This window comes from Thiocapsa sp., assembly GCF_011390875.1.
Lineage (GTDB): Bacteria > Pseudomonadota > Gammaproteobacteria > Chromatiales > Chromatiaceae > Thiocapsa.
The window spans coordinates 1-10306 of the sequence record NZ_JAABRP010000049.1 but is presented as its reverse complement, the minus strand read 5'-3'; the positions used below and the strand labels follow the sequence as shown (position 1 = coordinate 10306).

Sequence of the window (10306 nt, the reverse complement as noted above, 5' to 3'; positions counted from 1 at the left end):
GGCCTTCTCTTGCCAATCGTCCATGAGCTCGCCGGGAAAGCCGAGCGGCGCCTGGAACTCGGGCTTGGCCACGAACGGCTTACTGTGAGCCATGGTCTGCGGCGTCACGGGCGGGACGTCGAGGTACTGACTCAGCTCGGGAACTTCAAACGTTGCCTTAGCCATGGATCAACCTTTGCTGCGAACGGGATGGCGCGAAGAGTCTATTCCTGCTCGAGTCGTTTCGCCCAAGGCGCAATGTGTCTGTGCTCGCGCGGGTTGTCGACCTGATTGCGGCTGGGACTGAAAAAGAGTCCCGGCGCATGGAGCAGCTTGCTGTAGGGAAAAATGATCATCAACGCGGCCACCATGAAGAGGTGCAGCAGCAGAAGCGGATCTCCGGGTAAAGGCTGCGGGTCGAAGCTGTAGAGCCCGATAAAGAACGACTTCACCGCCACGACATCGGTGTGGAAGACGAACTTCATCAGCAGGCCGGTCGTTCCGATTGCAATCAGCAATGCCAGAATCAGGTGATCCGAGGGCGAGGAGATGTAGCGGACACGGTCGACAAAGAAACGCCGCGCCCACAAGCCCGCGAGACCCACGACCATCGCCATGCCGCCGTAGATCCCGAAAGGCTGAACCAGCTCGATCGGCAACCACACCGGTTCCATGAAGTAGCGCAGGTGGCGCAGGGTGACGAGAAAAAGACCGAAGTGAAAGATCCAACCGAAGATCCAGGTCCACTTGTTCCCCCGAAACAGGCTCTCGAAGAGCACGACCTCGCGCGTCATTCTGAAAACGACTCCGCTTCGGGTGGTCGGTGCCGGTGTCGTCGGAATCTTCAGCGGTGCCGGGGTGCGCGCGTACTGGACGACCTTGAAGGTCACGCCGGCCAACAACACCAGGGCCGCAAAGTAGTACAGATAGGCGTAGACCATGGTCAGGAACGACATGTGCCTGGTACCTCAGTGGATCGGAAAGTCGCCGGGGGTCGAGCTCGCAACGAGCCCGCCCCCGGTCACGGCTGACGGATCAGACGCAGCCGGTCGGCTTCGGGAGGCCGGCAAAACGGCACGCCTGCTTGGCCGGGCCATAGGGGAACAGGCTGTAGAGGTACTTGCTGTTGCCCTTGTCCTTGCCGAGCTTCTTGCCGACTGCTTTCGTGAGCACGCGCACGGCAGGTGCGATTTGGTACTCCTCGTAGTACTCGCGCAAGAAGTTGATGATGTCCCAATGCTCGTCGGTCAACTCGATGTTGTCCTGCGCCGCCATGACGGTGGCGATGCCCGGGACCCAATCGTTCAGATTGGCCAGGTAACCTTCCTCGTCCACACCGTATTGCTTGCCGTCGACTTCGATCGTGTCTGACATTTGGATGCTCCTATCGGTTTCTAAAAAAACTACAACCAGGCCTGAACTTTCCCGTTTTCCGCGGCAAGATCCACGAATCCGGCATAGTCCACGACACTGATACCCTCGATGATGCGCTCCGCGGAGAAGCCGCGCGCCTGCAGGTCCGGGCCAAGCACATAGACCTTCAAACGTCCGAGCGCATCGGACACATGGGGTTCGACGGCGGTTCCTTTAAGGGCCGCATAAACGCCGTCTTCGAACAGCAACAAGGCCGAGCCGTCGGTGGCGAACTTCAGACAGGACTCAAGCGCGTTGCGCTCGAACGGCGACTTGTTGACGGTGTGCAGAATACTCATGACGCCTCCCTAGAAGCTGAAGATCGCATCGGATTCGTTCATCAACTCGCCGACGCGGGCCGAGTCGATCACCTCGACGATGTTCTCGATCTCTTCTTCGGTCTCGAAATCCTCCCAGGCGATCTCGACCAGATCGTCCTGAGTCAGACCGCGGGCTTCCAGCGAGGCACGATCCACGAAGATCTTTTTGACCTCGTAGTCGCCCAGGGTCCGGAAGGTCGGCGAGAAGTTCTTCATGCCGATCGCCTTGGTATCTTGGCCCTTGGTGAGCTGATAGACCCCGTCGTCGAGGAACATGACGCTGACGTCCTGATCGAAGGCGGCCCCGATCAGCACCACTTCAAGCGCCTCCCAGGCATAGATGGTCCCGTAGGGCGCCTTGCGATTGAGGTACATGAATTTCTTCACGACTTCCGACATCTCAGCTCTCCTTTAGTCGCCGAAGACGACGAGGCGGTCGGCTTGAATGGCCGCCTCGACCAGCTGCCCGAGTCCGGAGATGCGGAACTTGGGATGAATGTTGGTGGCGTCCTTGCCGTTGCGGCTCGCTTCGCCCTCGTCCACGATGCCGCGGCGCTGGGCCGCGGCGACGCAGACGACCAGATCGAGGTCATGCTGCTCGGCCAACTCCGCCCAGCGATTGACGATATGACGATCGTCCTGCGGCGGTGTCGTCAGACGTGTCGAGTTGTTGACCCCGTCGTGATAGAAGAAGACCCGAAAGATCTCGTGCCCCTTCTCCAGCGCCGCCTTGGCAAATTGATATGCCGAGTCGGATGACTGGTGTTGATAGGGTCCCTCGTTGATCTGAAGTGCGAACTTCATGCCGACCTCTCGACTGATTGCGATAGCTCTTGAACCGATCCCTCTGCCCGCCTTTAGAAGCGGATGTACGAGGAGCTGTTGAAGCTGGCCCGTGCGCCGCGCCAGGTATCGATGTGATACTTGGTGAAGGGCAGCTCGACTTCTTCGAAGAAGCGCGGCCAGCCGATCCGCTCGATCCACTCGTTGACCCGCTCCCAATCCCGCGCGCCCTCTTTATACGCCTTGAGGATCCGCTTGACGATGGCGGTCGCCTCGGGCCAGCGCGGCGGATTGTTCGGGATACCGGCGGCGACCAGCTTCTGGAAGGTCGGCTTGCCGCGCGCATTGGAGTGATTCCCGCCGACCCAGATCGCCAGCTTGGAATGCTCCGCGTCGTTGATCTGCATGGGCGGACAGGGCGGATAGCAGGCGCCGCAGCAGATGCACTTACGCTCGTCGACTTCCAGCGAGGGCTTGCCGTTCACCATAGCCGGACGAATCGCCGCGACCGGGCAGCGTGCGACAACGGAGGGGCGCTCGCAGACGTTCGCGACCAAGTCGTGATTGATCTTCGGCGGCTTGGTGTGCTGCACGTTGATGGCGATATCGCCCTGGCCGCCGCAGTTGATCTGGCAGCACGACGTGGTGATATGCACCCGGTTCGGCATGTTGGCGTTGCGGAACTCGTCGATCAGCTCGTCCATCATGGACTTCACTACACCCGAGGCGTCGGTGCCGGGGATGTCGCAGTGCAGCCAGCCCTGGGTGTGCGAGATCATCGCCACCGAGTTCTGGGTACCGCCGACGACGAATCCCGCGCCTTCCAGTGCATCGATGAGGGGCTGGACCTTTGCCTCATCCGTCACCATATATTCGATGTTGGAGCGCAACGTGAAGTGCACATAGCCTTCAGCGAATTCGTCGCCGATGTCGCACAGCTTGCGCAGGGTGAACACATCGAGGATACGCTGCGTTCCCGCCTTCACTGTCCAAATCTTATCGCCGCTGTAAGCGACGTGGAGGAGGACCCCCGGACGAGGATGGTCGTGGTATTTCCACTGGCCGAAGTTCTTGCGCATCATCGGATGCATATATTGCCAGGGATCAGGGCATCCGGATTCGATCGGCTCACGCATGTCTGCCATCGCCTTTACTCCAATATTTCAGTCTGATGGTAAGTCAGTCGACGACACCCGTCAGCGCCCCCATGTCGGAATCTCGGCGATCCCGTGCGCGGCACGTCAGGGTGTCGGTGCGGATTTACTTGCCGGCTTCGGCTTGACGCTCGAACCATGCCTCGGCCGCCTCGTCCCATCCGTCGAGTCGGACGTAGGAGCTTTGGCGCGGGTGGCTCAGCATGTTCGGATCCGGCTCGATCCCGATGCCGTCGAGGAAATTGGCCAAGCCGATACGCTCGATCATCTCGCCGCAGCGCTCGTGCTCCAGACCGTTCTCCGCCCAGAAGTCGATGATGGTCTCGGCGAGCTCGACCATGGACTCGTAGTCCTCTTCCGTCTCGAGCTTCTTGAAGGGCACGACAACGGTGCCCATCAGATCACCGATCTTGAGGGTCCGCTTGCCGCCGATCAGGATGGTGACGCCCTTGTCGTCGCCCGGATGCAGCGCCTTCGGCATCACGTTGAGACAGTGCATGCAGCGCACGCAATCGCGGTTGTTGACCACCAGAGTGTTGTCGTCGGTCAGGCTGAGCGCCTGCGTCGGACAACGCGTGATGACGTTGTCGATATAGTACTGCCGGCCCTTGTCGGCGATGTAGTTCTTCACCTCGGCCTGGTCGACCTTCATATCGTCGCGCCAAGTACCCAGTACCGCAAAGTCCGAGCGCTCGATGGCGTTCTGGCAGTCGTTCGCGCAGCCGGAGACCTTGAATTTAAACTTATACGGGAGTGCCGGGCGATGGACGTCGTCGACGAAGTTGTTCACCAGCGCGCGATGCGCCTTGAGCTCGTTCGTGCAGGACATCTCGCAGCGCGCTGCACCGACGCAGGACATGGCCGTGCGCACGCAGGGGCCGGCACCGCCGAGATCCCAACCGTATTCATTGATCTCGTCGAAGAAGTGCTGGGTATTGTGGGTGTCGGTGCCGATGAACATGATGTTGCCGGTTTGACCGTGGAAGGTCACGAGGCCCGAGCCCCACTTCTCCCAGCTGTCGGCCAATTGGCGCAGCATGCTGGTCGAATAATGGTTCCCGGCCGGCGGCTGAACCCGCAGGGTATGAAATTCTTTGGACTTCGGAAAGGCCTTACCGACTTCGGAGAACCGCGGAATGATCCCTCCGCCATACCCGAAAACCGAAACGGTGCCGCCCTTCCAATACCCTTTACGGGTCTCGTATGAATGCTCGAGCTGACCCAGAAGATCATTGGTCATCTCATTGATACGGGGCTCAGGATGCTCGTCGCGGAGACGCTTGATGCCCGAAATGAAACTTGGCCAGGGGCCTGTTTCGAGCTGATCAAGCATCGGGGTACTGTGCTTCTCGATAGCCATGGCGCTGTCTCTCCGAATCAGAATGAAGCAGGAAGGGATCGGGGTGTCGATAAAACCGAACCGGACATACGTTGATATGCAACCGATTCACCGTGTGTCCGGCCATGGCGCGGGCTGGTTGGCCTGAACAGCCGGCGCACATCGGACCCGTAGTCTTACCGAGACCCCATCGGCATTCGCTAAATTACCGGCTCCCGGGGCCGACGCCCATTCCACGATTGGGAGGGCCATCACCCGACGGACTATCCCATTCGGGATAGGGGCATGACGAGCGCCGCAGCGGGTGTCCTCCCGGTTGTTTATGGCGGCGAACATGCTTGAGCAAATTGACAGGAGATGCTACATCCGGATGACTGCTAAGTCAACATTCACTAATATTCAGGTTTGCTCATTCAGGGGGGTGGATGGCGTGGACGACCCTTTCGACCTCTCGCAGGTCAGTGCCTATTCGGACTGGAGGGCTCGCAAGCTCCGGGCTTATCCGGCCGAAATCGCCGACCTGCGCGTTCCCGTCGGACGACTCGATCAACCGACGCCGGGCGAGCGCGCGGCTCTGAAGACTCGGATCGAGACCTTCAACATGGCCCTAGTCGCAGTCGATCCCGCCGAGATCCAGACCGAAGCTCTGCTGTCCTTCACGCGGGCGCTGGGACTGCAGAGGACGGATTCCAACCTCTTCGCCGACGCCTCGGCGGTGAGCCACATTGCCGCGACCCGACGCAACCCCGGGGATGCGGGGCGCGCCGGCACGGCCCCCGAGCCTCCCGGCGGCGTCAACCTCCGCGAATTCATCCCCTACACCGACAAACCGCTGAGCTGGCATACCGACGGGTACTACAACACGGAGGACGAACAGGTCGGGGCCTGGTGCCTGTTCTGTGTCCGCGCCGCGCGCGATGGCGGGGAGAACGGCCTCATCGATCATGAGATGGCCTATCTGCGGCTGCGCGATGAATCACCGCGGCACATCGCGGCGCTCTCTCACCCGCAAGCCCTGAGCATCCCGGCGCATTCCCTAGACGGGCGCACGCTCCGGGCGGAGAGTGTCGGGCCGGTGTTCTCGGTGCGCAATGGACATTTGCACATGCGTTACTCGGCACGCGCACGTCATGTCCTGTGGCGCGACACGCCCGCCACGCGCGCGGCGCGGGGCGCGCTGGATCGGTTGTTTTCCCGCCCGGATGTCTTCACGTTCAGATACAGGTTAAGGCCGGGGGAAGGGTTGGTGTCGAACAACGTCCTTCACTGTCGCTCCGGATTCGACGACGACGAGGATCCTGCCAAGGCGCGGCTGCTCTACCGCATCCGCTTCCTGGATCGAGTCGCATTGGACTGAAGCTCGACCGAAGTCGAGGCGCGCGATTGGCCTGCGGCTCGGCCCTGACCCGTCGCCCGACGCCACGAAAACAACGAGACAACGACCCGTGGCGGCAACAGCGCCGACCGGGCGAAGGTCTCAACATCAACCCCACGACAAGGGAGCAGTAGCGGCGACCCATGCTCAAGCTCAGCGAGATACTGGTTTCCAACCAAGACATCGAGTCGTTCGACGAGCTCGTCCCCGTCATCCAGGCGGTTGCGCGTTCAGGCGAACGTTTTTTCAGAATGGACGTCAAGCCACCCTACCCCGATACCCCGGAAAACTGGGAGGACCGGCTCGAGGCGGCCTTCAGCGGGCTCGTCCGATGATCGCCGAGCCCTGGTCCGAGCCCGCGTCCGAGCATCGCCCCGAGCATAGGAAGGCGCCATCATGAAACAGTTCGACGTTCTGGCAACGCAGATTGCCGATACGGCCGCCGATTCGGTCATCAATCGCAGTGCCGAGAACGCATCGCTCGAGTCGCATCTGAAGATGCAGCAGGACCGGCTGCGCAACCTCGTTCAGATCCACGCGCCCGCGCACGCGATCGCTGACGCCCGGCTGCAGGTCGCACGCACGCTGGTGAGTCTGGAGCGTGGCGAAGAGGCTTGGCCCATCGGCCGCGCGGCCTTCGACCATTTCATTGCGCACGACTCCTTCGAGCTTGCCGCAGACGCCTGCGATGTCCTGTTCGAGGCTGGCCAAGAGGAGTCTCTCGTCGCGCTTGGCCAAGGGATCTGGTTGGCAGTGACATGCCCGATCGATCCGGAGCTGACCATCGAGCTCCTCAGTCACGTGATCGACGAGACGCCCGACGACGCCGACGGCGCCGCAGTGGCCGCGACCACGGCGCTCTTCATCGCCGATGTCCGCGCCCGGGACCGTCAACGCGACGATCTTATGTTCTTCGCGACCCAAATGCTCGGCACGGTTGCACGGCGACACAGCGGCGTCGACACACCCGAGCAGCTCGAGCACTGGATGGAGCGCCTCGAGCTCAAGGAGCCTGAAAAGTTCCTGGTGCGCTTGCGCAACGTGGTCGATGTTCTGGTGCAGGACGATTGGTGGTTCGACCGGCGCGCCCTGCAAGATCGCCTCCCGTTCGCATGAGCGCCTTCCGCCGCATCACGCCCCGAACACACTCGACGGCAAAGCACCTCATGGACAAAGACGATGTTTTGGAATGACGACGACAACCCCGACCGGACTCGCGTGCCGGACGACATCGTCGACCTCCTCTTCGGGATCGACTGCAAGTGCATCCCGGTCGACCACGCCTACCTGCTCGCCGAGGCGCTGAGACAGGCGCTGCCCTGGATTGCAGAGGAGCCGGGCGTCGCCGTGCACTCCGTGCACGTCGCCGGATCACAGAACGGTTGGGAACGACCGGAACACGGTACGGACTCCTATCTCGCCGTCTCCCGACGGACCAAGCTGATCCTGCGGGTTCCCCGACACCGCGTCACGGACGTGTTGCGCGGCCTTCCCGGGGCCAAACTCGATCTCGGCGGCGAAACGCTCGTCGTCGGCGCGGGCAAGACCAAACCGCTCAGCACCGAGACCACCTTGTTCTCTCGGTACGTCGCACTCGATCTCAGCGCCGGAGCGGACGAAGACGAAGGTCTCTTTCTCGAAGCCGCCGCGCGCGCACTCGCCGAGATGGGCATCCGCGTGCGCAAGGCCGTGTGCGGCAGAACCAATCGGCTCGCCACGCCCGAGGGTCCCATTGCAACACGCAGCCTGATGCTCGCCGGACTCACCCAGGACGAATCCATCCGCCTGCAGCAACGGGGGCTCGGGCATCACCCACTTCTGGGTTGCGGCATCTTCATTCCGCACAAAGGGGTCGACTCGGTCAAATCAAGCCAAGGCTGAGCACGACTCGGCTGCAATTTCCTCCGAGGACGCCTCGCCCCTGAGCTCGCGCTGTGTCCTCATGCCGTGGCCGCCTAACCGCCCCCTCTCCCGGTGCGTTGTCTCACCCGACCGCTTCACAGGCAAGCCGCCGCCTCCGCAGGCGCACAAAAATATGTGACGCCTGCATCACAAAATCATAAGATTAGGAAGTTTGAATCGACCCCTAACGACAGGTACATCGGCACGCAACGACTGTACCCCGCCGAGCAAAGACGAGAGGAGCAACCATGGCCATCGAAGTCAATGGCAAGACCGTCGAGACGACCCCAAGCGGCTATCTTCAGGATCTCGCAGACTGGAGCGAAGATGTCGCGATGAAGCTCGCCGAGATCGAGGGCATCAGCTTGACCGACAAGCACTGGGACGTGATCAACTATCTGAGGGACGAGTACCACAACAACGCGCAAAACCAGCCCATGGAGCGCGTGGTTCTGAAGGAAATGGCCAAGAAGTGGGGCTCCAAGCCCACGAGCAAGGATCTCTACACCCTCTTCCCACTCGCGCCGACCAAACAAGGCACCAAGATCGCGGGCTTGCCCGAGGTGCTGCGCAAGGGCGGTTACTGACCCGACCGTCCACGCCCGTCGCACGATCCATGGACGGATCAAGCCCCCGGTTTCGACCGGGTTTATCCTTGAGCCTAGAAAGAGCAGTTGGCCGCTACGGCCGGATCTAAACCGCGTCCAGAGCGAGATGCGCATTTTCGAGTGGGCTCGACGTTTGCTGCATCGACAACCCTTAGCGGAGACGCGCTTTCAAATGATATATTTTTTAATATTTTAAACCGCGCCGCCTCCATCGGTCGTCAAGTCTGCCGGGGCCGATCCCATCCAAAAATGTCGCACACCGCGCTCGGCGCGGTTTAGGTTGAAACAACCGCGATCAACCCTCCGCCCGCCCGCACTCGAACCCTGGTGGCCTTCCGCGGCGCCTACCCTGCACTTGCTTTCCGCACCCGCCGCGCTAAACCGCGCCTGCTGCGGCGGTCATCCGAGCATGCGCGGCCAAGCCAATCCAAAAAACTACGCATACCGCACCGGGCGCGGTTTAAGAGCGTCGCTCAAGCGTTCGGAGCACCCGAGCTTGAGCATGTCGCGCGACCGGCGCGCCAAGAGCGCGTGATCGAACGGACGCTCCGGAGTCGACACATGTCGCCTTCATTTGATCCTGATCAATTTTTGTCGCTCCGCCGGGAGACCTCCGCAGCGGCGCACGCAATCCGCCTTTACTCCATCTCCGGCGTCCTATATAAATGCGAACGGTTCTTATTAGTCTTCGCATCAAGCTGGAGTATCGGACATGTATCCCACCCTCAAACACCCCACCCGCCGCGGGCTCGCACTGGCCACCCTCACCTCCGGTCTGTTGGCCGCTTCCGCCTCCCCGACTTGGGCCTACGACGTTACCGACAGTTTTTCGATCGGCGCGGTGTTGGGTGCGGCGGGTCAATGCCAGGAGGGTCTGGGCGGGTTGGTCGACGAGGACGGGCAGGCGCTGGAGGGCAACACCTGCCGGGGCGGCATGCCGTTTCAGCTTGAAATGAGCTTTCGCCCGAGCGAGCGCGACGAGTTCTACGCCCTGCTCGGCTTTGCGGTGGACAACGGCCTGAACGCCGCCTCGCCCTTCGTGCTCGCCCCCTGGGCGGTCGATCTCGAGGACGATCTGCAGGACATCAACGGGCGCGGGCGCGACTACCTGCTGCAGGCCTGGTACAAGCACACCTTCACCCCGGGCGAGGACGCCACCCTCGGCACCACCTTCGGCATCATCGACTCCACCGGTTATCTCGACGAGAACGCCTACGCCAACGACGAGTTCACCCAGTTCATGAACGAGGCGTTCGTGAACTCCGGCGGCTTCAATCTGCCCTCCTACGATGCCGGCGTGGCGCTTGAGCTGGCGCTGGGGGACTGGGAGATCAAGGCCGCGGCGCTGAACATCGGGGAGAACGACGACGGCAACAACTACAACTTCTGGGGCGCGCAGATCGGCTATCGGCTCGACACACCGCTCGGGGAGG

General features: G+C 61.6%; 12 protein-coding genes and 2 pseudogenes. 6 read left to right on the top strand and 8 right to left on the bottom strand.

Annotation, left to right across the window (positions count from 1 at the left end):
* The 8 genes and pseudogenes from GPT33_RS05740 to dsrA all read right to left on the bottom strand — a co-directional run.
* A pseudogene (locus GPT33_RS05740) lies at positions 1 to 165 on the bottom strand ((Fe-S)-binding protein); the annotation flags it as partial.
* A 38-nt stretch (positions 166 to 203) separates the two neighbouring features.
* Positions 204 to 935: a respiratory nitrate reductase subunit gamma gene (locus GPT33_RS05735; protein WP_296806358.1), complete on the bottom strand. Its 732-nt coding sequence runs from the start codon at positions 933 to 935 to the stop codon at positions 204 to 206.
* Between the two features lie 79 nt (positions 936 to 1014).
* Positions 1015 to 1353, bottom strand: coding sequence for a TusE/DsrC/DsvC family sulfur relay protein (locus GPT33_RS05730; RefSeq protein WP_093027992.1), 339 nt, complete (start codon positions 1351 to 1353; stop codon positions 1015 to 1017).
* A gap of 29 nt (positions 1354 to 1382) precedes the next feature.
* Positions 1383 to 1691, bottom strand: a complete 309-nt coding sequence (tusB, locus tag GPT33_RS05725; protein WP_232409428.1) for a sulfurtransferase complex subunit TusB — start codon at positions 1689 to 1691, stop codon at positions 1383 to 1385.
* 9 nt (positions 1692 to 1700) lie between these two features.
* The gene (gene tusC / locus GPT33_RS05720) at positions 1701 to 2111 is read right to left on the bottom strand and encodes a sulfurtransferase complex subunit TusC (RefSeq protein ID WP_120797927.1); all 411 of its coding nucleotides are present in this window, start codon (positions 2109 to 2111) and stop codon (positions 1701 to 1703) included.
* Positions 2112 to 2123: 12 nt separating this feature from the next.
* Positions 2124 to 2516: a sulfurtransferase complex subunit TusD gene (gene tusD / locus GPT33_RS05715; protein ID WP_120797926.1), complete on the bottom strand. Its 393-nt coding sequence runs from the start codon at positions 2514 to 2516 to the stop codon at positions 2124 to 2126.
* Positions 2517 to 2569: 53 nt separating this feature from the next.
* Positions 2570 to 3640, bottom strand: a complete 1071-nt coding sequence (dsrB, locus tag GPT33_RS05710) for a dissimilatory-type sulfite reductase subunit beta (RefSeq protein WP_296806357.1) — start codon at positions 3638 to 3640, stop codon at positions 2570 to 2572.
* 115 nt (positions 3641 to 3755) lie between these two features.
* Positions 3756 to 5009, bottom strand: a complete 1254-nt coding sequence (gene dsrA / locus GPT33_RS05705; protein WP_296806356.1) for a dissimilatory-type sulfite reductase subunit alpha — start codon at positions 5007 to 5009, stop codon at positions 3756 to 3758.
* A gap of 409 nt (positions 5010 to 5418) precedes the next feature.
* Here dsrA and GPT33_RS05700 point away from each other — a divergent pair, with 409 nt between their 5' ends.
* From GPT33_RS05700 to GPT33_RS05675, 6 genes and pseudogenes are all read left to right on the top strand, one after another.
* Positions 5419 to 6345 (top strand): TauD/TfdA family dioxygenase, encoded by a 927-nt coding sequence (locus GPT33_RS05700; protein WP_296806355.1) that lies wholly within the window; start codon positions 5419 to 5421, stop codon positions 6343 to 6345.
* 161 nt (positions 6346 to 6506) lie between these two features.
* Positions 6507 to 6698 (top strand): sulfur relay protein DsrC, encoded by a 192-nt coding sequence (locus GPT33_RS05695; protein WP_093028002.1) that lies wholly within the window; start codon positions 6507 to 6509, stop codon positions 6696 to 6698.
* 61 nt (positions 6699 to 6759) lie between these two features.
* Positions 6760 to 7479, top strand: coding sequence for a hypothetical protein (locus tag GPT33_RS05690; protein ID WP_296806354.1), 720 nt, complete (start codon positions 6760 to 6762; stop codon positions 7477 to 7479).
* Positions 7480 to 7542: 63 nt separating this feature from the next.
* Positions 7543 to 8244 carry a type I-MYXAN CRISPR-associated protein Cas6/Cmx6 gene (gene cas6, locus GPT33_RS05685; protein ID WP_296806353.1) on the top strand — a complete coding sequence of 234 codons (702 nt, stop codon included), beginning with the start codon at positions 7543 to 7545 and terminating at the stop codon, positions 8242 to 8244.
* Between the two features lie 269 nt (positions 8245 to 8513).
* Positions 8514 to 8852: a TusE/DsrC/DsvC family sulfur relay protein gene (locus GPT33_RS05680; RefSeq protein ID WP_296806352.1), complete on the top strand. Its 339-nt coding sequence runs from the start codon at positions 8514 to 8516 to the stop codon at positions 8850 to 8852.
* A gap of 733 nt (positions 8853 to 9585) precedes the next feature.
* Positions 9586 to 10306, top strand: a pseudogene (locus tag GPT33_RS05675) (porin); the annotation flags it as partial.

What these genes read in the sequence shown, in the direction of transcription:
- cas6 (WP_296806353.1), top strand. Translation starts at nt 7,543, where the DNA reads ATGTTTTGGAATGACGACGACAACCCCGACCGGACTCGCGTGCCGGAC.
- GPT33_RS05730 (WP_093027992.1), bottom strand. Translation starts at nt 1,353, where the DNA reads ATGTCAGACACGATCGAAGTCGACGGCAAGCAATACGGTGTGGACGAG.
- tusC (WP_120797927.1), bottom strand. Translation starts at nt 2,111, where the DNA reads ATGTCGGAAGTCGTGAAGAAATTCATGTACCTCAATCGCAAGGCGCCC.
- GPT33_RS05680 (WP_296806352.1), top strand. Translation starts at nt 8,514, where the DNA reads ATGGCCATCGAAGTCAATGGCAAGACCGTCGAGACGACCCCAAGCGGC.
- dsrB (WP_296806357.1), bottom strand. Translation starts at nt 3,640, where the DNA reads ATGGCAGACATGCGTGAGCCGATCGAATCCGGATGCCCTGATCCCTGG.
- GPT33_RS05735 (WP_296806358.1), bottom strand. Translation starts at nt 935, where the DNA reads ATGTCGTTCCTGACCATGGTCTACGCCTATCTGTACTACTTTGCGGCC.
- dsrA (WP_296806356.1), bottom strand. Translation starts at nt 5,009, where the DNA reads ATGGCTATCGAGAAGCACAGTACCCCGATGCTTGATCAGCTCGAAACA.
- tusB (WP_232409428.1), bottom strand. Translation starts at nt 1,691, where the DNA reads ATGAGTATTCTGCACACCGTCAACAAGTCGCCGTTCGAGCGCAACGCG.
- tusD (WP_120797926.1), bottom strand. Translation starts at nt 2,516, where the DNA reads ATGAAGTTCGCACTTCAGATCAACGAGGGACCCTATCAACACCAGTCA.
- GPT33_RS05695 (WP_093028002.1), top strand. Translation starts at nt 6,507, where the DNA reads ATGCTCAAGCTCAGCGAGATACTGGTTTCCAACCAAGACATCGAGTCG.
- GPT33_RS05690 (WP_296806354.1), top strand. Translation starts at nt 6,760, where the DNA reads ATGAAACAGTTCGACGTTCTGGCAACGCAGATTGCCGATACGGCCGCC.